This window comes from Sphaerisporangium rufum, from assembly GCF_016863395.1.
In the GTDB taxonomy this organism is placed as follows: Bacteria; Actinomycetota; Actinomycetes; order Streptosporangiales; family Streptosporangiaceae; genus Sphaerisporangium; species Sphaerisporangium rufum.
In genome coordinates, this window is the sequence record NZ_BOOU01000043.1 from 1 (window position 1) to 19,847 (window position 19,847).

Sequence of the window (19,847 nt, forward strand, 5' to 3'; positions counted from 1 at the left end):
CACGTAGCACGGTCACCGCGCGGACGGTGCGCAGCTCGGCCACCGGGACCAGCGGCGCGCCACGGGTGTAGCCGAGGACCGTGCCGGCCAGCTCGGCCGGGACGATCTTGGCACTGCGGGTGAGCGGGCAGGTGATCTCTTCCCGCGCCCCCTTGGCGGCCGGCAGCTTGAGGGTCCAGCCGGCGTCGTCGCCGCCGCGCCGCCGGCGCAGGGTGACGCCGCGGGCCGCCAGCCGCAGGTCGGCGGTGTCGAAGTAGACCGCGACCAGCCGGTGGCCGACCATCTCGACCGCTTCGGCGCAGCCGCGCACCCCGGAGAGGTCCGGTACCTCGAACCCCTCGGGCACATCGAACTTGTCCTCGATCTCGATCGCCATCGTCTCCCCCAAGCCCGCCGGGACGCCCCTCGTCCGGGGCTGATTGATAGCCGTTTTCGACGGATTTAAGCGGTTTGAGGGAACCCGGCCTCCGGGACCGTGCGATACCCGTCAGCCGGGCGCGCGGGCCACCACGAAGACGCGGCGGAACGGGAACAGGGTGCCGTACGGGCGCGGCGGGTACGCCTCGGCCAGCATCTCCGCGCAGGCCGCGAGGAAGGCGGCACGGCGCTCGGGCCGATCGGCCAGCCGGTCGAGCATGGGCCGCAGCGCGGTGCCCTTGATCCAGCCGAGCACCGCGTCGTCGCCCGGCAGCACGTGGACGTAGGTCGTCTCCCAGGCGTCCACCAGGCAGCCGAGGCCGGCCAGCCGGGCCAGGTAGCCCTGCGGGTCGTCCACCGGTTCGTAACGCACCAGGTCGGCCAGCTCGTCCCGCCACTCCGCCGAGCGACACAGCCGGCGCACGGCCACGTGGCTCGGCGCGTCGAAGTTGCCCGGGACCTGGAAGGCGAGCACGCCGCCGGGCCGCAGGTCACCGGCCAGGCGCGGCAGCAGGTCGCGGTGCTCGGGCACCCACTGCAGGGCGGCGTTGGAGACGATCACGTCGACCGGGCGCTCCGGGCGCCAGGTGCGGATGTCGGCCACCGTGAAGCTCACCCGGTCGTGCCCGGCCGGCGCCTTGGCGATCATGGCGGCCGAGGAGTCCAGGCCGGTCACCGTCGCGGCCGGCCAGCGCCGGGCCAGCTCCACGGTCAGCTCGCCGGAGCCGCAGCCGAGATCGGCCACCCGCTCCGGACGCTCGGCCGGGATCCGGGCGATCAGTTCGTGGAAGGGACGTGCCCGCTCGCCGGCGTATCGCCCGTACACCGCCGGGTCCCAAATATCTCTTGACATCAAGATATCTTTTATCGGGTGAGATGTCTCGATGTCAAGAGAGATAGACTCGATCTCATGTCGACGCGCCGAAGCGAAGCCGCCACCGGCCCCGTGCGGGACGAGGTGGACGAGCTCGTCAGCTCCTGGCACCAGGAGCGTCCCGACCTCGACGTGTCACCGCTGCAGGTGCTGAGCCGGGTCTCCCGGCTCAGCCGCCATCTGGACCGGGCCCGCCGGGCGGCGTTCGCCGAGCACGGCCTGGAGCCGTGGGAGTTCGACGTGCTCACCGCGCTGCGCCGGTCCGGCGAGCCGTACGAGCTGAGCCCCGGCGCGCTGCTGCGCGCCACCCTGGTCACCTCGGGCACCATGACCAACCGCATCGACCGGCTGGCCGCCGCCCGGCTGGTGCGGCGCCGCCCCGACCCCGAGGACCGGCGCGGCGTGCTGGTCTCGCTCACCGACCTCGGCCGGGAACGGGTGGACGCCGCCTTCGCCGACCTGCTGCGGCGCGAGCGCGAACTGCTGGCCGGCCTGCCCGAGCACGACCAGCGCACCCTGGCCGACCTGCTGCGCACCCTGCTCGCCCCGTTCGACGCGGGCCACAACGGCGGCTGACCGCGGCGGCCGAGCAGCGGGGCTCGAACGACATGGCCCGAACAGCGTGATCCGAACAACATGGCCCGAGCAGCGTGATCCGAACAGCGTGATCCGAGCAACATGGCCGGCCACGGCGGCCGGGGCAAGGGGACCCACGGAGCCGGGCGGGGCGGGGGCACACCTGGCGGGCGGGCGGCTCAGTCGCCGAGACGCTCGGCCAGCTCCATCCACTCCAGCTCGACGGACTCCTTCTGCGCCGCCAGCTCCTTCAGCTCGGCGTCCAGCGTGGCCAGCCGCGCGTAGTCGGCGGCCGCCTCGGCCATGGCCGCGTGCAGCGTGGCCTCCTTGCCGGTGATCTGGTCCAGCCGGCGCTCCAGCCTGGCCAGCTCCTTGCGCGCCTCGCGCGCCTCCTTGGCCGACGGGCCGGCCGGCGCGGCCGGGGCCGCCGTCCCCGGCGCGGTGGCCGCGGCGACCGTGGACCCGGGCGCCGCGGCGGCGGCCCGGGCGGTGAGCGCGGCACCGGCCGCCCGCCGCTGGAGGTACTCCTCCACGCCGCCGGGCAGCATCGACAGCCGCCCGTCGCCGAGCAGCGCGACGCACCGGTCGGTCACCCGCTCCAGGAAGTAGCGGTCGTGGCTGACCAGCACCAGCGTGCCCGGCCAGGCGTCGAGCAGGTCCTCCAGCTCGTTCAGCGTCTCGATGTCCAGGTCGTTGGTCGGCTCGTCCAGCAGCAGCACGTTCGGGTCGTCCATCAGCAGCCGGAGCAGCTGCAGGCGGCGCCGCTCGCCGCCGGACAGGTCGCCGACGACCTTCCACTGCGCTTCGCCGCGGAAGCCGAGCCGCTCCAGCAGCTGGGACGCCGTCCACTCGCGCTTGCCGACCTGGATGAACTTGCGGACCTCCTCCACCGTCTCCAGCACCCGGCGCGCCGGGTCGAGCTCGGCCAGCTCCTGCGACAGGTGCGCCAGGCGGACCGTCCGGCCGCGGACGACCCGCCCGGCGTCCGGGACGACCGAGCCGGACAGCAGGCGCAGCAGCGACGACTTGCCCGAGCCGTTCACCCCGATCAGGCCGACGCGGTCGCCGGGACCGAGCTGCCAGGTGCAGCGGTCCAGCACCAGCGGCCCCTGGCCGGGGCCACCGGCGTGCAGCGTTACGTCCTCCAGGTCGTAGACCGTGCGGCCGAGCCGGGCGGCGGCGAACCGCACCAGCTCGACGGTGTCGCGCGGCGGCGGCTCGTCGGCGATCAGCGCCTGCGCCGCGTCGATGCGGAACTTCGGCTTGGAGGTGCGCGCGGGCGGGCCGCGGCGCAGCCAGGCGATCTCCTTGCGCATCAGGTTCTGCCGGCGCTCCTCGGCGGCCTGGGCGATGCGCGCCCGCTCGGCCTTGGCCAGCACGTACGCGGCGTAACCGCCCTCGTAGCGCTGCACGGTGCCGCCGACGACCTCCCAGGTGCGGGTGCACACCGCGTCCAGGAACCACCGGTCGTGGGTGACCACCAGCAGCGCCGACCGGCGGGCGGTCAGGTGCGCGGCCAGCCAGGCGATGGCCTCGATGTCGAGGTGGTTGGTCGGCTCGTCCAGCACGACCAGGTCGTGGTCCTCGATGAGCAGGCGGGCCAGGTCGGTGCGCCGGCGCTCGCCACCGGACAGCTCGCCGGCCCGGGCCGACAGGTCGATGTCGCCCAGCAGGTTGGCCAGGATCTCGCGGACCGCCTGGTCGCCGGCCCACTCGTGCTCGGCGCGGTCGCCCAGCACGATCTGCCGAACGGTCGCCGCCGGATCCAGCCGGTCACCCTGGGACAGGTGGCCGACCCGTAGGCCGCGGTTGTGCGTCACCCGGCCGGAGTCGGGCGCGAGCGTGCCCGCGATCAGCGAGATGAGGGTGGTCTTGCCGTCGCCGTTGCGCCCGACGACGCCGACGCGGTCGCCCGCCTCGATGCCGAGCGAGACCTGCGCCAGCAGCGGCTTGGGCCCGTAGGCATGGGAGACCGATTCGAGATTGACCAGATTCATCGCCCTCAAAGCCTATCGGCAGCCCGCCCCTGTCCCGGCCGCCCGCACCCCGCCAGCCGTCCGCACCCCGCCGGCCGGCCGCACCCCGCCGGCCGGCCCGCACCCTGCCGGCGCCGCTCAGCCGCCGGAGACGACGGTCGCGCCGGGGACGGGCCCGGCCGCGGTGACCGCGGCCCGGCAGACGCCCGCGGCGCGCAGCGCGGCGGCCAGCGACTTCGCCCGGCCGGCGGACCCGGCGAGGAACGCGCAGGTCGGACCGGACCCGGAGACCAGCGCGCCGAGCGCGCCGTGCTCGCGACCGGCCGCCAGCACTCCGGCCAGCGACGGGCGCAGGGCCAGCGCGGCCGGTTCCAGGTCGTTGGCCAGCGCGGCGCCGAGGGCCCGGGCGTCGCCGGCGGCCAGCGCGGCGACCAGTGCCGTGGAGATGGCCGGCTCCCCGGGGTCCTGGCCGGCGGCCGCGCGCAGCCGGTCGCACTCGGCGTACACCGCGGGCGTGGACAGCCCGCCGCCGGCCAGCGCGAACACCCAGTGGAACGGCCCGGCGTCCGGCAGCGGCGACAGCCGCTCCCCGCGCCCGGTGCCGACCGCCGTCCCGCCGAGCAGCGCGAAGGGCACGTCGCTGCCCAGCTCGGCGCCGATGTCCATCAGTCGCGCGGCGGGCAGGCCGAGCCCCCACAGCCGGTCGCAGGCCACCAGCGCGGCGGCCGCGTCGGCGCTGCCGCCGGCCATGCCGCCGGCGACCGGGATCGCCTTGCGGATCACCAGCCGGACGCCGGGCGGCCGCCCGGCGTGCCGGGCGAGGGCGCGGGCGGCGCGGACGGCCAGGTTGTCCTCGTCCAGCGGCACCTCGCCCGCCGACTCCCCGGTGACCTCGACGGTGACCCCGGACCCTCCGGTGCCGGACCCGGTGGCGGACCCGGTGGCGGACCCGGCGGCGGACGCGGTGACCTCGTCGAACAGCGAGACGGCGTGGAAGACGTTGACCAGGTCGTGGTACCCGTCGGCGCGGGGCGGGCCGACGGCGAGCTGGAGGTTGACCTTGGCCGGCACCCGGACCGTCACGGAAATCACGGGACCCGATGATAACCGGCACCAGACCACCAGCCATCTCGCCGGACAATGGCCGATATATGGGGGAACGTCCCAGCGGCCTGCGGCGAATATCTGTACGGTGATCGCGGGGGCCCGGCCGGGCACCGGCGCGCGCCGGGCGGCCGGGTGACGGGCTAAGGAGAGCGGTATCGACGATCGGAGCACCCCGGGCGCCCCGCTCCGCGACGACGACCCGGCGCGGATCGGCCCCTACACCCTGACCCGCCGGCTCGGCGAGGGCGGCATGGGAACGGTCTATCTCGGCACCGCCCCCGGCGGGCGGCCGGTCGCGGTGAAGGTCGTGCGGCGGCGCCACGCCGAGGACGGCGGCTTCGCCGCCCGGTTCCGGGCCGAGGTGGCCAACGCCCGCCGGGTCGCGTCGTTCTGCACCGCCGCGGTGGTGGACGACGGGGTGGCCGACGACGGGCGCCCCTACCTGGTGACCGAGTACATCGCCGGCACCCCGCTGTCGGCGCAGATCGGCGAGCACGGCCCGCTGCCGGGCTCGGCCCTGGTCGGGCTGGCGTTCGGCGTGTGCGCCGCGCTCGCGGCGATCCACGCGGCCGGGCTGGTGCACCGGGACCTCAAGCCCGGCAACGTCATCCTCTCGCTCACCGGACCGCGAGTGATCGACTTCGGCATCGCCCGCGCGCTGGACGCCGCCACCGGCCCCACGCTGACCGGCGAGGTCGTCGGCACCCCGGGCTGGTGGGCCCCCGAGCAGATCGACGGCCGGCCGGTCACCCCGGCCACGGACGTCTTCGCCTGGGGCTGCCTGGTCGCCTACGCCGGGAACGGGCGCCACCCCTTCGGCGCGGGCGGCGCCATGGCGGTCGCCTACCGCATCATGCACGAGGAGCCCGACCTCGGCGGGCTGCCCGCCTCGCTCGAACCGCTGGTCCGCCGGGCGGTGCACCGCGACCCGGCGGCCCGGCCCACCGCCCGGGAACTGCTGCTCGCCCTGATCGGCGGCGCGGACGCCGAAGAACCGGCCACCCGGGTGCTGGAGGCGATGTGGGAGCCGCCCGGCAACCTCCACGCCGCCGCCGCCGGGACCGAGCCGGCCGCCCCCGCGCCGGCCGTACCGGAGCAGCGCCCCCGGCGGGGGCGGCGGCGCCTGGCCTGGACGGCCGGGCTGCTGGCCCTGGTGGTGCTGGTCGGCGGCGGCGTCCTCGCCCTGTCGCTGTGGCAGCGCGCTGGGCGGCGCCCCCCGGCCGTCCAGGCCGGCCCGGATCGGGCCGACGACATCGGCCGGCGGATCATCACCGGTGACCTGCAGATCCTGCTCCCCGCCGCGCCGCGCTGCGGGCTGCCCGCCTACCAGGCCGGCCGCCGGCTGGCCGACCGGCAGACCTGCCTGGCCTCCTGGTTCGTCCTCAACCTGGGCGCGGCCCCGGTGCGGCTGGCCGGCCTGCCGGATCTGGTCGACGACCGGCACGAGCGGCACCCCGCCACCCGGGCCGGGCGACCGGCCGGCCTCCCCATGCTCGGCGGCACCGCGCCCGCCGGCCCGGACGCGTCCATCGACGTCCAGCCGGGGCAGGTGCTGCCGTTCACCGGCGAGTACGTCCTGCCCGCCGGGCGGACCCCGGCCGCGCTGTCCGGCGCCCTGCTGTCCGGCGCCGCCCCCGTCGAGGTGCGGCTGTGAGACTCCCGCCCGCGCCGCCCGGCGCCGCCCCGGCCGACTCCGGTCGTGCGGCGGCCATCGCCCGCGCTCTCCGGCGCCGTCCAGCCGCCGCCCCGGCCGAGGTGCGACCATGAAGCGCCCGCTGCTGTTCACCGCCATGCTGCTCGCGCTGCCCGCGCTGGCCGGGCCCGGCCCGGCCGCGGGCGCCGTCCCGGCCGCCACGGTGCGGGCCGCGCCGGCGAACCCCGAGCCGAGCGGCGTGCCGACCTCCGGCCCGCCGCCCCCGACGCCGAGCAGCCCGCCGGCCGGCTCCCCCGCGCCGCCCAGCCCGCCGCCGTCCGCCCCGCCGCCGGGCACCGGCTCGCCCGGCGCCACGCCGGCCCCGGCCACCTCCGGGCCGGTCACCACGGCCACGGCCGTCCCGCCTCCGGTCGCCCCGCCCTCGCCGCGGCCGGCGACCGACCCGTGCGCGCGCGCCGGCGCCGCCGACTTCGACGGGGACGGCCATGACGACATCGTGGTCGGCGACCCGTTCGGCGACCCGCTGGAGGGCTGGGTCGGCGGCGGGCGGCTCTACCTGCTGGCCGGCACGCCCTACGGCCTGCCCGCGGTGCGCGCCGCGGCCTTCGCGCACACCGCCGGCGACGGCGGCTGGGTGGCCCGCGCCGGGCACCTGGACGGCGACCGCTGCCTGGACCTGGTGGTGGCCAACCCGTACCGGGCCGAGGACGGCGCCCGGGCCGGCGGCCAGGTCACCGCGGTGCCCGGCGCGGGCGCCGTCCAGGTGTACTGGGGCGGCCCCGGCTTCGGCCGGGCCGGCGCGCCGCGCACCGAGCTGCGCGCCCCCGAGCCGCGCAACGGCGCCCACTTCGGCTGGTCGCTCGCCGTCGCCCCGGGCCTGCTCGCCGCCGGCGCGCCCTACGAGGACGCGGACGGCGTGCCCGACTCCGGCGCCGCCTACCTGTTCCGCTTCGGCGGGGCCGGCGGCCGGCAGGCCGGCCCGCCCCGCCGGCTCACCCAGGAGACGGGCGGGGTGCCCGGCGACGGCGAGCCGGGCGACCTGTTCGGCTGGTCGCTCGCCCTCGGCGCGCTCGGCGGCGGGCCGGGCACGGACCTGGCCGTCGGGGCCCCCTACGAGGACCGGGACGTCGCGGGCACCGCGCTGCCGGACGCCGGCAAGCTCACCGTGCTGCTCGACCCGGCGGGCGGCGGCGTCCCGCGCGGCGTGCCCGCCGACCTTTCCACGCTCGGCACCGAGGTCACCGCCCGGCCGGGCGACCTGTTCGGGTACGCCCTGGCGAGCGGGGAGCGGGACGGCCGGCACTACCTGGCGGTGGGCGCGCCCGGTGCCGACGCGGCCGGGGTCCGGGACGCGGGGGCGGTCCAGCTGCTGCGCGCCGGCGACCCCGGCCGTGACCCGCGCCCGGCCGGCACGCTCCGGCAGGGGGCGCACCAGATCGGTGACGCCGCGGAGCCGGGGGACCGGTTCGGCTTCTCGCTGGCCTTCGCCGGCGGCGTGCTGGCGGTCGGCGTGCCCTTCGAGGGCGACGCCGCCGGGCATCCGGAGACCGGGGCCGTGCACGCCGTGCCGATCGGCGAGCCGGACCGACCGGGGACGGACCCGCCGACCGGGCCGGCCACCGTGATCACCTCCCGGGTGGCGCAGACCTACGACCACTTCGGCTGGGCGGTCGGCGGCGCGGGCGGCGGCTGGCTGGTCATCGGCGTGCCCGACCGGGAGCGCACCGGGGCGGTCGCGCTGGCCCGTCCCACCGGCGGCCACGTGGTGATGCTGCGCCCCGGGGACGGGACCGTCCCGGTGGCCGACCCGCGCCGGCCCGCCCAGGTCGTCGACTTCGGCGCGGCACTGGCCGGCTGACCCACCGGCGAACGGCGCCCGGCCGGCCGCACGTCCGGCGCCACGTCCGGGCGACTTCTGTCGGCGGGCGCGGGGTCAGCGCGGGCGGTGCTCGGCGATCCGGGCGAAGTCCTCGATCGTCAGCTGCTCGCCGCGGCGGGACGGGTCGACGCCGGCGGCGCGCAGCGCGCCCTCCGCGGCCGCGGGGGTGCCGGCCCAGGAGGCGAGCGCGGCCCGCAGCGTCTTGCGGCGCTGGGCGAACGCCGCGTCGACCACCTGGAAGACCTCCTCGCGGGTGGCCGAGGTGGGCGGCGGCTCCCGCCGGGTCAGCGCCACCAGCCCGGAGTCGACGTTCGGCACCGGCCAGAACACCGTGCGGCCCACCGGGCCGGCCCGGCGCACGTCGGCGTACCAGGCGGCCTTCACCGAGGGGATGCCGTACACCTTGGAGCCGGGGCCGGCGGCCATCCGGTCGGCCACCTCCGACTGCACCATCACCAGCCCGCCGCGCAGCGACGGCAGCACCTCCAGCAGGTGCAGCACGACCGGCACCGCCACGTTGTAGGGGAGGTTCGCCACCAGCGCGGCCGGCTCGCGGCCGAGCTCCTCCGGCCGCACCCGCATCGCGTCGGCGCGCACCACGGTGAGCCGACCGGCCAGCGCGGGGGCGCGCTCGGCCACCGTCACCGGCAGCTGTCCGGCCAGCACCGGGTCGATCTCCACCGCGACCACGTGGCCGGCCTCCGGCAGCAGCGCCAGGGTGAGCGAGCCCAGCCCCGGGCCGACCTCCAGCACCACATCCGGCGGCGTCACCCCGGCCGCCCGGACGATGCGCCGGACCGTGCCGCCGTCGATGACGAAGTTCTGCCCGAGCCGTTTGGTCGGCCGTAGATCCAACTTGTCAGCCAAATTACGTATATCTGCGGGGCCCAGCAGGCTGACAATCGAACTTCCCATCCATCCAGTGTGTCGCATCGAACGACAGATGGACGCACGCCGGCCGGCCGGGCCGCGGCCCGGCCGTTATCGACCGGCAAGCGGTCCGAAAGCGGCCACGGCCACAATGGGCGTGCCCGACAGCGAGGAGGCCTCCCCGATGGACCGTACCGGTGCGGCCCCACTGCGCCCGGACGACCCGCCCCGCATCGGCCCCTACCTGGTGGCGGGCCGGCTCGGCGAGGGCGGCATGGGAACGGTGTACCTGGCGCGGGATCCGGCCGGCCGCCCGGTGGCGGTCAAGGTGGTCAAGCCGTCCTTCACCCTGGACGAGGGCTTCGCGGCGCGCTTCCACGCCGAGGTGGCCAACGCGCGCCGGGTGGCGTCCTTCTGCACCGCGCGGGTGCTGGACAACGGCGACGCCGACGACGGCCGCCCCTACCTGGTGACCGAGTACATCGCCGGGACCCCGCTGTCCCGGCAGATCACCCGGCACGGCGCGCTGGAGCCGGGCACGCTGCACGGCGTCGCGCTCGGCGTGGCGGCGGCGCTGGCCGCGATCCACGTGGCCGGCCTGGTGCACCGCGACCTCAAACCGGCCAACGTGATCCTGTCCATCTCCGGCCCGCGGGTGATCGACTTCGGCATCTCCCGGGCGCTGGACGCCACCCAGGGGATGACCAGATCGGGCGAGCTGCTCGGCACGCCCGGCTGGTGGGCGCCCGAGCAGGTGCGCGGCGAGGAGATCACGCCCGCCGCGGACGTCTTCGCCTGGGGATGCCTGGTCGCCTACGCGGGCAACGGGCGGCACCCGTTCGGCCACGGCGACCTGATGACCATGGCGGCCCGCGTGCTGCACGGCCGGCCCGACCTCGGAGCGCTGCCCGCGCCGCTCGACCGGCTGGCCCGGCTGGCCACCGAGCCCGACCCGGCGCGCCGGCCCACCGCCCAGGAACTCCTCATCGCCCTGGTCGGCGGGGAGGTGACCCTGCCCGGGCCCGCCGCGGAACCGGCCGGCCCGCCGGCGCTCGACGCGACCGCGCTGCTCGAACAGGCGTGGGAGCCCCCGGCGAACGTGGCCGCCGCGATCCCCGACCCGCCCACACCCACCGGGCCGCCGCCCGGCCTCCCGGCCGCCGTCCCGGCGCCTGGCCCCGGCCCGGCCGCCACGACGCCCACCCCGGCTCCCGGCCCGCCCGGGCCCGATCCGGCCGGCACGGTGCCGGGGCCGGATCCCGGCGCCGCGCTCACGGTGCCGGGTGGCGGTCCTGGCGAGCCGGCGACCGTGGTGGAGCCCGCCGCCGGCACCTCGTCTGCCATACCCGCCATGTCGGGCACGCCGGCGCGCCGGCCGGCCGGCCGGCGGCGGTGGCCGCTCGTGCTCCTGCTGCTGGCGGTGCTGGCCGCCGCCGGCGGCCTGCTGGCCGTCACGTTCGCCGACCGCTCCGGAACCGTCCGCGACAGCGGCGGGCCGGGCGGTGCGCCGGATCCTGGCGCCACCGCACCCGGTTTCGCCCGGGTCACCGGCCCGGCGGACTGCTCGGCGGCCGGCCCGAACGACTTCGACGGCGACGGCCGGGACGACGTCGCGATCGGCGCCCCGCGGGCGACCGCGGCGGGCGGGGCCGGCGCGGGCACCGTGTTCATCCGGCCGCTGGACGCGGAGGGCGGCCCCGGCCTCGCCATCGCCGCACCGGACGGGCGGCGCGGCGACGGGTTCGGCCGGACGGTGCGGGCCGCGCACCTCGACGCCGACGGCTGCCTGGACCTCATCATCGGCGCCCCCTACGCGGCGAGCGGCGGGCGATCGGCGGCCGGTGCGGTGTACCTGGTCCGCGGCGGCCCCTACCGCGGCACGGTCCCCCCGTCCGCCGTCACCCGGCTCTCGGCGCCCGCGCCGGAGCAGGACGCGCACTTCGGCTGGTCGGTCGCCGCGGTCCGCTCGCCGGGGGCCGGCGAGTCGCTGATCGCGGTGGGCGCCCCGCACGAGGACGCCGACCGCACCGCCGACTCCGGCGCCGTCTACACCTTCCGGATGAGCACGCCCGGCGAGCCGCTCCCGGCCCGCCGGATCACCCAGGAGTCCCCCGGCGTCACCGGCAACGGCGAGCAGGGCGACATGTTCGGCTGGTCGCTGGTGTTCGGCCGGCTGGGCGGCCGGGCCGGGGACCCCGACCTGGTGATCGGTGCCCCGTACGAGAACGACGACGGCGCCGGCCGCCAGCGCGGCGACGCCGGCATCGCCGACGCCGGAGCGGTCGAGGTGGTCTACGACGCCGCCTCCGCCACCGGCCCGTACCGGACCACCAAGTTCGGCCCGCCCGCCCCGGCCGGCACGGTGTCGCAGGCCCAAGGTGCCCGCTTCGGCCATGCCCTGGCATACGCCGAGTACCAGGGGGAGGTGTTCCTGGCAGTGAGCGCCCCGGCCACCGAAGGGACCGCCGCCGGCACCGGCCTGATCCAGATATTCCGGCGCGGCCCGGACGGCCGGCTCGCGCCGGATCGGACGATCCGCGACACCGGGCGGGGAACCGGGCTCGGCTGGTCGCTGGACATGACCGCCGGCGGGGACACGCTGTACCTGGCGGCCGGCAGCCCGTTCGACGGCCGGGCGAGGACCGGATCGGTGCGGGAGTTCCCGCTCGCCGGGAACGGCGGCGAGCGGACCTACCGCTCCGCCACCGCGCGGCCCTGGGACCTGCTGGGCTGGTCGCTCGCCGCGACCGGAGCCCCCCAGCCGTACGCGCCGGGAACCGGGCTGGTCGCCGGCCTGCCGGGCGGCGACCCGGACGGCGGCACCGGCGGCCGGCCGGACGACGGAGGCGTGGCCCTGCTGCTGCGGGACGGCGCCCCGGTCCGGCCGCTGGAGCCCGGCGGGGACGGCGCCCCCGGCGGGGACGCCGGCGGCCGCTTCGGTACGGCCACCGCGGGCTGAACCCGGCCGGAACGCCGCGGAACCGCACGCCCGCCGCGGGCTCGCCGTCCCGGCGGAGCGGAGCGAACCCCGCGGCGGCCGGCCGGGACGGCGGCGGGAGGGTCAGCGCAGGAACAGGTGCGGGCCGCAGGCCGGCCACTGGCCGCGCCAGCGGCCGGCGACCCGCTGGAAGAGCAGTTGGGCGCGGTAGGTCTGCTCGGCGGCCGGCCAGTCCAGCGGGGTCCGGGTGCCGCCGACCGCCCGCCACATGGGCAGGCTGAACTGGTACATCCCGAAATAAGGGCCGCCGGGGTCGAACGCCTTGGGGTCGCCGGCGGTCTCGCATCGGGCCAGCGCCGCCCAGTTGAGCGCGGCCACGAACGGGTGCACCGGCACGAGGTGCGGCGGCAGCGGCGGCGGCAGCGGAATGATCCGGATGATCTGCCCGTCCGCCGGGAAGGCGCCCGCCCGGGGCCGCAGCCGGTCGCCGCGGGCCAGGGTGATGCCGTGTTCGGCCAGCACGGCGCGCACCGTGGCGGCGGTGGTGACCACGTCCCAGCGCACCCCGCCGCGGACCACGGTCACCCGCCGGTGGGTGCGCACCTTCAACGCGAACCCCGACACCGGGATCTGCCGCATCCGCGAGTCCGACAGGGTGGCCCGGTGGCCGTTCAGGTGCAGCTGCTGCAGGGCCTCGCCGACGTTCAGCGCGGTGACGGTGTGCCGGCTGTGCCGGCCGTCCACGGTCAGCTCCAGCGGGCGGGCGTGCCGGACGACGATCGCGGTGCCGTCCCGGATCTCGGTGTCGCGGGCCGGGTGGACCTCGTCACGCGGGCCGACCGGCACCCGCCGGGCGGCCAGCACGTCCCGCACGGTGCCGCCGAACCGGCGGACCGTGGTCTCGCCGCCGTCGACGACCAGCCGCACCTCCTTGGTCATCGCCATCCCGGCCAGCACGCCGGCCAGGATGCCGCCGGCGGCGGCGACCCCGGTCACCGTCCACGGGCCGAGACGGACGGCGCGGAGCGCGCGGAGCGGCCGGCACGGCCGGCGCGGGGCCCGCCGGGACCCGGCCCGCGCGACCCGGCGGGCCCGGGCGGCGCGGCCCGTCCGGACGAGCCGGCCCGCCCGCGTCCGGCGGCCCGGCCGGGCGGCGCGGCGCGATCCGGCCCGGCGGGCACCGGCGAAGCGGACCAGGCGCCGCCGGGCCCGCCGGACCCCGGCCCGCCGCACGCCCGATCTTCGGAACGGTGATCGATCCACTGCGCCCGTCCTTCGGAAAGAGACCGGCCCACGACGCTAGCGGCACCGCCCGGGGACGCCGGCCGGATCGACCGAACCAAGGCCCGCCGATCGACCGTCCTTGACCGGCGCCCCGGACTACCAGGCGCCGAAGACCCGCTCCCCGTTGGCCGAGATCGCCCGGGCCAGCTCGTCCGGATCGGTGGACCGCACCTCGGCCAGGCAGCGCAGGGTGAGCGGGATCAGGTACGGGGCGTTGGGCCGGCCCCGGTGCGGGGTGGGCGGCAGGTAGGGGGCGTCGGTCTCCACCAGCAGCAGCTCGGCCGGCGCCAGCCGGGCCGCCTCCCGCAGGTACCCGGCGTTCTTGTAGGTGACCGGCCCGGAGAAGGACATGAAATATCCGGCGTCGACGCACCGGCGGGCCATCTCGGCGTCACCGGAGTAGCTGTGGAAGACCACCACGTCCGGCGCGCCCTCCTCGGCCAGCACGCGCAGCACGTCGTCGTGCGCCTCCCGGTCGTGGATCACCAGCGCCCGGCCGGTGCGCTTGGCGATCTCGATGTGCGCGCGGAACGAGGCCTCCTGGTCGGCCCGGGACGCCCAGTCGCGGTAGAAGTCCAGGCCGGTCTCGCCGACCGCCCGGACCCGCGGCTCGCGGGCCAGCTTCTCGATCTCGGCCAGCGTCTCGGGGGTGGCGGCGTGCGCCTCGTTGGGGTGGATCGCCACCCCCGCGTACACCCCCTGGTGCCCGGCGGCCGTCTCGGCGCTCCACCGCGACGAGCGCAGGTCGTAGCCGATCGTCACCAGCCGGGTCACCCCGACCGCGCGCGCGTCGGCCAGGATGCGCTCCACCGAGCCGCCGGCCGCCTGCGCGGCCAGCCCGACCGGGTCGCCGGCCCTGCGGTCGCCGACCATGATGTCGAGGTGGCAGTGGCTGTCGAACACCTCCGCGCCGAGCGGCTCGGGCGGGGGCGGAACCGTGGTCATGTGATCTTTCTCCATCGGGGCGGCCGCGGCGGCCCCGCGGGCGCCTGCCGCGGGGCCGGGGGTCTCACTCGCCGAGGCGGGCCAGTTCCTCGTCGACCAGCTTGGGGTCGAGCTTGGCGAACAGCGGCGTCGGCGGGGCCAGCGGGGTGCCCGGCCGGATCGGCGCCGGCTCCCACTTCGCCGCGCCGTGGTAGTCGCCGGTGATGACGGGGTAGCCGCGCCCGTCCTCGTCGGCGACCTCCCGCATCTCCGGCATGCCGGACCACACGCCCTGGCCGCCGAGCATGGCGTGCACCTTGTTGGACGAGGCCGGCAGGAACGGGGTGAGCAGCGTCTTGGCGTCGTCGACCACCTGCAGCGCGACGTGCAGGATGGACTTCACCCGCTCCGGCTCGTCCTTGCGCTTCCACGGCTCCTGCTCGGCCAGGTAGCGGTTGGCGTCCCGCACCACGTCGAACGCCTCGGTGACCGCGTTCTTGAACCGGGACCGGCCGAGCTCGGCGCCGACGGCCGGGAAGGCCGCCTTGCTCCGCGCCAGCAGCGCCCGGTCGGCGTCGGTGAGGTCGCCGGCCTCCGGCACCGCCCCGAAGTTCTTCGCCGCCATCGAGATCGAGCGGTTCACCAGGTTGCCCCAGGCCGCGACCAGCTCGCCGTTGTTGCGGTTGACGAACTCCGACCAGGTGAAGTCGGTGTCCTGGTTCTCCGGGCCGGCCACCGCGATGTAGTAGCGCAGCGCGTCGGCGTCATAGCGCGACAGGAAGTCGCGGACGTAGATGACCACCTGGCGGCTGGAGGAGAACTTGCGGCCCTCCATGGTCAAAAACTCGCTGGACACCACCTCCGAGGGCAGCGCCAGCTCGCCCAGCGACCCCGGGTCGCCGTCGCGGGCGCCCTTGCCGTTGTAGCCGAGCAGCATCGCCGGCCAGATCTCGGAGTGGAAGACGATGTTGTCCTTGCCCATGAAGTAGTAGCCGCGGGCGTCGGGGTTCTGCCACCACTGCCGCCAGGCGTCCGGGTCGCCGGACCGCCGCGCCCACTCGATGGACGCGCTGAGATAGCCGATGACCGCGTCGAACCAGACGTACAGTCGCTTGTCGCCGCGGTCGCGCCAGCCGTCCAGCGGGATGGGCACGCCCCAGTCGAGGTCGCGGCTGATCGCGCGCGGCTGTAGGTCGCCGAGCAGGTTGAGCGAGAACTTCAGCACGTTCGGCCGCCACTCGCCCTGCTTGGACTGCAGCCAGCTCCCCAGCGCCTCGGTGAACGCCGGCAGGTCGAGCATGAAGTGCTCGGTCTCCACGAACTTCGGCTTCTCGCCGTTGATCCGGCTGCGCGGCTCGATCAGGTCGACCGGGTCGAGCTGGTTGCCGCAGTTGTCGCACTGGTCGCCGCGCGCCCCGTCGTACCCGCAGATGGGGCAGGTGCCCTCGATGTACCGGTCGGGCAGGGTGCGGCCGGTGGACGGGGACACCGCGCCCAGCGTGGTCTTCGGGAAGATGTAGCCGTTGGCGTACAGCCCCTTGAAGATCTCCTGGGCGACGGCGTAGTGGTTGCTCGTCGTGGTGCGGGTGAACAGGTCGTAGGACAGGCCGAGCGCGGTGAGGTCCTCGGCGATCACCCGGTTGTAGCGGTCGGCGAGCTCGCGGGCGGTCACGCCCTCGCGGTCGGCCTGCACCTGGATGGGGGTGCCGTGCTCGTCGGTGCCGCTGACCATCAGCACGTGGTTGCCCGCCATCCGCTGGTAGCGGCTGAAGACGTCGGACGGCACGCCGAATCCGGAGACGTGCCCGATGTGGCGGGGGCCGTTGGCGTAGGGCCACGCCACGGCGGTCAGGATGTGCTGGGCCATGGGACAAGCCTAGAGGCCCGCGCGCGGCGCCTCGAACGGATTACCCGGCCCGCCCGGCGGCGGCGGGGCCACCCCTACGCCGCCGCCGGCCCGGCGCCGGCCGGTCACCCGGCCGGGGTGGCCTCCCGCTGGACGGCCTCGGCGGCCTCCTCGGCGGCGGAGGCGGCCACGTCGACCGGGGTCTCCTTGGTGCGGCGGATGCCCAGGATGCTGATGAACAGCGCGGCGAAGATGGTCTGGAAGCTGACCACCAGCGCCGTCGCGGACGGCACCACCAGGCGGAGCGACTCGGCGGGGATCAGCGGGCCGAAGTTGCGCACCTGCCAGTGGGCGACCGAGGCGATCAGGCCGGCGAAGCCGCCCGCCGCCAGCAGGCCGCCGGCGATCAGGCCCTTCTCCAGGGTCACCACGTCGACCAGGCGCTGGATGCGGCGATCCTCGGGCAGGAAGCCCTCCTCGGCGGCGTAGACCTTGGTGAACAGGCCGAACAGCACCGCCTGGAAGCCGATCACCACCATGGCCGAGGCGCCGACCAGGGTGTCGACGTCGAAGGCCAGCTTGCCGATGTAGACCGGGCCGAAGGTCAGCGCGGTGCCCGCCACCAGGCCGAGGGTCATCAGCGCCATGCCGGGGATGAGGAACAGCCAGCGCGGGCTGTAGAGCAGCAGGAAGCGCAGGTGGCGCCAGCCGTCCCGCCAGGAGCGCAGGTGCGGCGGGCGGGAGCGGCCGTCCGGGCTCAGCGTGGTGGGCACCTCGCGGACGTCCAGCCCCTGCAGGGTGGCCTTGACCACCATCTCGCTGGCGAACTCCATGCCGCCGGTCTGCAGGCCGAGGTTGAGGATGGAGTCGCGCCGGAAGCCGCGCAGGCCGCAGTGGAAGTCGCGGATGGAGCTGGGGAAGAACAGCCGCCCGATGAACGACAGCACCGGGTTGCCGAGGTAGCGGTGCAGCGGCGGCATGGCGCCCGGCGCGATGCCGCCGCGGAAGCGGTTGCCCATCACCAGGTCGGCCCCGGCGCGCAGCTCGGTGACGAACGGCAGCAGCGCGGTGAAGTCGTAGGAGTCGTCGGCGTCCCCCATGATCACGTAACGGCCGCGGGCGGCGCGGATGCCGCCGATCAGCGCGTTGCCGTACCCCTTGGCGTCCACGTGGACGACCCGGGCGCCGGCGTCCCGGGCGAGTTGCTGGGATCCGTCGGTGCTGCCGTTGTCAGCGATGACGACTTCGCCCTCGATGCCGTGCTCCGCCATGCAGGCCAGTGCCTTGCGGACGCACGTCTCGACGGTCTCCGCCTCGTTCAGGCAAGGCATGACCACGGTCAGTTCCACGTCGGACCCCTCGTTCGCGCCTCGATCATTCGGTGCGTTGGTTCCACCATGATGCCCTCTGCCCCCCGGTGCTCGGGTCAAGTCCCCGAAAGGGCTGGCATCCTGTAAACCATGGTGACCGTTGCCGGGCCGGAGCAGGCCGGGATGCCGACGCCGGCCCGCTGGGCGCGTGTCCTGCGGTTTCTCCGGCGGCGGCCCTTCTTCGTGACCGCCGTGGCGCTCGGCGCCGCGCTGCGCCTGATCGCGATGCTCGGTTACCGGCCGGCGATGTGGTTCAACGACTCCTACGAGTACGTGTCGGTCGCGCTGCACCCCCGCCCGCACCCGATCCGCCCGGACGGATACGGCTTCTGGTTGCTGATCCTCAAGCCTTTTCACAGCTTCGCAATGGTGGTCTTTACCCAGCACCTCATGGGGTTGGCCACCGCGGTGCTGATCTATGCGCTTCTCCGCCGGAGATTTGGCCTTCCCGACTGGGGGGCGACGCTGGCCACGATGCCGGTGCTGTTCGACGCCTACCAGATCCAGCTGGAACAGCTGATCATGTCGGACTCCATGTTCACCCTGCTCATCGTGGGCCTGACCGTGCTGGTGCTGTGGCACCGGCGGCCCACCTGGCGGGTCGGCGCCGCGGTCGGCCTGCTGCTGGCGCTCACCGCGCTCACCCGCAGCATCGGGCTGCCGATCCTCGCGGTCGTGGTGGTGTACCTCCTGGTCAAACGGACCGGATGGCGGCCGATCGTGGCGGTCGTGGCGGCCTGCGGCGTGCCCGTCGCGGCCTACATGGCGTGGTTCGCCGCGGTGCACGGGCAGTTCGCGCTGACCCAGAGCGACGGGCTCATCCTGTACATGCGCACCGCCAAGTTCGCCGACTGCAAGGAGATCAAGCCGGACCTGCAGCGCGAGCAGGACCTGATCCCGCTGTGCAACAACCCGAGCCGGGAGCACCACCCCTTCTCGCAGATCTACCTGTGGTACAGCGGCGAGGGCGAGGTGCTGCACCGCTGGGGCACCGAGAAGTTCGACCGCACCGTCAACGAGACGGCGGGCCGGTTCGCCAAGCGGGCCATCCTCGCGCAGCCCGGCGACTACCTCTCGGCCGTCGCCGGCGACCTGATGCGCAGCTTCCGCTGGGACCGGCCGGTGTTCCCGGACGCCAACACCTGGAACCAGTACCAGTTCTTCGCCAAGGGGGTGAACTCCGGCGACCCGGTGCGGCTGCTCATGTCGCCGCCCAAGTGGCCGAGCTACCACGGCACGGTCGACCGGGACATGGTCGCCTACGAGCGGGGCCGGGCCAGCACCAGGGTGTACTGGCCGTGGGCGACGATGATGGAGCGCTACCAGCGGGTCGCGTACCTGCCGGGCCTCGGCCTCGGGCTGGCGCTGCTGGCCGGGTTCGCCGGCGTCGTGGCGCGCTGGCGCACGCTGGGCGGGCCGGCGGTGCTGCCGCTGCTGGCGGCGAGCGCGCTGGTGGTCGCGCCGGCCGCCACCGCGGAGTTCGACTACCGCTACCTGCTGCCCGCGGCGCCGCTCGCGTTCCTCGCGGCGGCGATCGTGCTGCGCCGGGGCCTGCGTCCCCGCCCGGCCGCCCAGGCGCCGGCGGGCGCCGCCGGCCCGACGGCCCGCCGGTCCGGCGAGCGCGCGGCTCCCATGGCCGTGACATCGCCCGAGCCCGGAACGGCGGCGGAACCGGAGCCCGCCGCCGGGACGCCCGCCGTCCGGACCGGCGCCGTCCGGCGGCCCGGGTCCGCCCCGGAGCCCGCCACCGACCCCGGACCGGCCCCGCGGTCCGGACCGGCCCGCCGCCCTGAGCCGGAGCCCGAGGCCGGCGCCGGGGAGCCGGCCGCCGCCCCCTGACCGGGAGCCGCCGGGTCGCCCGATCGGGCGGCCCCGGCGTCCGCGGCCGCCGTGATCGAGCACGTCCACCTTCTGGACCTCGGGTGGGGCCCCCGTGGCCCCGGGTCAGATCCAGCGGTCGAAGAGCATCCGCCGGTGCCAGTCGTCGTAGGGGATGATCTCGGCGCTGATCACCGGGTACAGCCACCAGAAGTTCACCAGCGCCACGAGCACGAACGCGCCGACCACCGCCGCGCCCACCGCGCGGCGCCGGGTGGCCCGACCGGCCGGGCCGATGAGGAGCCCACCGATCA

14 protein-coding genes and 1 pseudogene are annotated in these 19,847 nt (G+C 76.2%); 5 read left to right on the plus strand and 10 right to left on the minus strand.

Annotation, left to right across the window (positions count from 1 at the left end; translation table 11 throughout):
- Window positions 1-376: CYTH domain-containing protein (locus Sru01_RS14455; protein WP_203984975.1), on the minus strand; the 376-nt coding region annotated here is incomplete at its 3' end.
- Window positions 377-487: 111 nt separating this feature from the next.
- Complete coding sequence (locus Sru01_RS14460) at window positions 488-1,270, minus strand: trans-aconitate 2-methyltransferase (protein WP_239137420.1); 783 nt, start codon at window positions 1,268-1,270, stop codon at window positions 488-490.
- Between the two features lie 57 nt (window positions 1,271-1,327).
- Between Sru01_RS14460 and Sru01_RS14465 the strand changes: the two genes are divergently transcribed.
- Entirely contained in the window at window positions 1,328-1,867 is a 540-nt protein-coding gene (locus tag Sru01_RS14465) for a MarR family winged helix-turn-helix transcriptional regulator (RefSeq protein ID WP_275412170.1), read from the plus strand.
- A 179-nt stretch (window positions 1,868-2,046) separates the two neighbouring features.
- Here the strand turns inward: Sru01_RS14465 and Sru01_RS14470 are convergent, their stop codons facing one another.
- Together Sru01_RS14470 and Sru01_RS14475 are read right to left on the minus strand one after the other, a co-directional pair.
- A complete protein-coding gene (locus tag Sru01_RS14470; RefSeq protein ID WP_203984977.1) occupies window positions 2,047-3,864 on the minus strand; it encodes an ABC-F family ATP-binding cassette domain-containing protein in 1,818 nt (605 codons plus the stop codon).
- Window positions 3,865-3,981: 117 nt separating this feature from the next.
- Window positions 3,982-4,926, minus strand: a complete 945-nt coding sequence (locus Sru01_RS14475; RefSeq protein ID WP_203984995.1) for a 4-(cytidine 5'-diphospho)-2-C-methyl-D-erythritol kinase — start codon at window positions 4,924-4,926, stop codon at window positions 3,982-3,984.
- 247 nt (window positions 4,927-5,173) lie between these two features.
- On the opposite strand from Sru01_RS14475, the gene Sru01_RS36465 reads away from it, so the two are divergent.
- Window positions 5,174-6,604 (plus strand): serine/threonine-protein kinase, encoded by a 1,431-nt coding sequence (locus Sru01_RS36465; protein WP_307812027.1) that lies wholly within the window; start codon window positions 5,174-5,176, stop codon window positions 6,602-6,604.
- Window positions 6,605-6,713: 109 nt separating this feature from the next.
- Window positions 6,714-8,462 (plus strand): hypothetical protein, encoded by a 1,749-nt coding sequence (locus Sru01_RS14485; protein WP_203984979.1) that lies wholly within the window; start codon window positions 6,714-6,716, stop codon window positions 8,460-8,462.
- A gap of 75 nt (window positions 8,463-8,537) precedes the next feature.
- Here Sru01_RS14485 and rsmA read toward each other — a convergent pair whose 3' ends face one another.
- Window positions 8,538-9,398, minus strand: coding sequence for a 16S rRNA (adenine(1518)-N(6)/adenine(1519)-N(6))-dimethyltransferase RsmA (gene rsmA, locus Sru01_RS14490; protein WP_203984980.1), 861 nt, complete (start codon window positions 9,396-9,398; stop codon window positions 8,538-8,540).
- 139 nt (window positions 9,399-9,537) lie between these two features.
- Here rsmA and Sru01_RS36470 point away from each other — a divergent pair, with 139 nt between their 5' ends.
- Window positions 9,538-12,312, plus strand: coding sequence for a protein kinase domain-containing protein (locus Sru01_RS36470; protein ID WP_203984981.1), 2,775 nt, complete (start codon window positions 9,538-9,540; stop codon window positions 12,310-12,312).
- A gap of 102 nt (window positions 12,313-12,414) precedes the next feature.
- Here Sru01_RS36470 and Sru01_RS14500 read toward each other — a convergent pair whose 3' ends face one another.
- The 4 genes from Sru01_RS14500 to Sru01_RS14515 all read right to left on the minus strand — a co-directional run bounded on the left by Sru01_RS14500 (window position 12,415) and on the right by Sru01_RS14515 (window position 17,694).
- Window positions 12,415-13,554, minus strand: a complete 1,140-nt coding sequence (locus tag Sru01_RS14500; protein ID WP_203984982.1) for a resuscitation-promoting factor — start codon at window positions 13,552-13,554, stop codon at window positions 12,415-12,417.
- A gap of 117 nt (window positions 13,555-13,671) precedes the next feature.
- Window positions 13,672-14,520: a TatD family hydrolase gene (locus Sru01_RS14505; RefSeq protein ID WP_203984984.1), complete on the minus strand. Its 849-nt coding sequence runs from the start codon at window positions 14,518-14,520 to the stop codon at window positions 13,672-13,674.
- 64 nt (window positions 14,521-14,584) lie between these two features.
- Entirely contained in the window at window positions 14,585-16,366 is a 1,782-nt protein-coding gene (gene metG / locus Sru01_RS14510) for a methionine--tRNA ligase (RefSeq protein ID WP_203984986.1), read from the minus strand.
- Between the two features lie 104 nt (window positions 16,367-16,470).
- Complete coding sequence (locus Sru01_RS14515) at window positions 16,471-17,694, minus strand: glycosyltransferase family 2 protein (RefSeq protein WP_203984988.1); 1,224 nt, start codon at window positions 17,692-17,694, stop codon at window positions 16,471-16,473.
- 111 nt (window positions 17,695-17,805) lie between these two features.
- Between Sru01_RS14515 and Sru01_RS14520 the strand changes: the two genes are divergently transcribed.
- Window positions 17,806-19,554, plus strand: a complete 1,749-nt coding sequence (locus tag Sru01_RS14520; protein WP_203984990.1) for a phospholipid carrier-dependent glycosyltransferase — start codon at window positions 17,806-17,808, stop codon at window positions 19,552-19,554.
- A gap of 105 nt (window positions 19,555-19,659) precedes the next feature.
- Here the strand turns inward: Sru01_RS14520 and Sru01_RS14525 are convergent.
- Window positions 19,660-19,847, minus strand: a pseudogene (locus Sru01_RS14525) (phospholipid carrier-dependent glycosyltransferase); the annotation flags it as partial.

Excerpts from the sequence above, each read along its gene's own strand:
- Sru01_RS14460 (WP_239137420.1), bottom strand. The coding sequence starts at position 1,270 with ATGTCAAGAGATATTTGGGACCCGGCGGTGTACGGGCGATACGCCGGC.
- Sru01_RS14465 (WP_275412170.1), top strand. The coding sequence starts at position 1,328 with ATGTCGACGCGCCGAAGCGAAGCCGCCACCGGCCCCGTGCGGGACGAG.
- Sru01_RS14470 (WP_203984977.1), bottom strand. The coding sequence starts at position 3,864 with ATGAATCTGGTCAATCTCGAATCGGTCTCCCATGCCTACGGGCCCAAG.
- Sru01_RS14485 (WP_203984979.1), top strand. The coding sequence starts at position 6,714 with ATGAAGCGCCCGCTGCTGTTCACCGCCATGCTGCTCGCGCTGCCCGCG.
- rsmA (WP_203984980.1), bottom strand. The coding sequence starts at position 9,398 with ATGGGAAGTTCGATTGTCAGCCTGCTGGGCCCCGCAGATATACGTAAT.
- Sru01_RS36470 (WP_203984981.1), top strand. The coding sequence starts at position 9,538 with ATGGACCGTACCGGTGCGGCCCCACTGCGCCCGGACGACCCGCCCCGC.
- Sru01_RS14505 (WP_203984984.1), bottom strand. The coding sequence starts at position 14,520 with ATGACCACGGTTCCGCCCCCGCCCGAGCCGCTCGGCGCGGAGGTGTTC.
- metG (WP_203984986.1), bottom strand. The coding sequence starts at position 16,366 with ATGGCCCAGCACATCCTGACCGCCGTGGCGTGGCCCTACGCCAACGGC.
- Sru01_RS14520 (WP_203984990.1), top strand. The coding sequence starts at position 17,806 with ATGGTGACCGTTGCCGGGCCGGAGCAGGCCGGGATGCCGACGCCGGCC.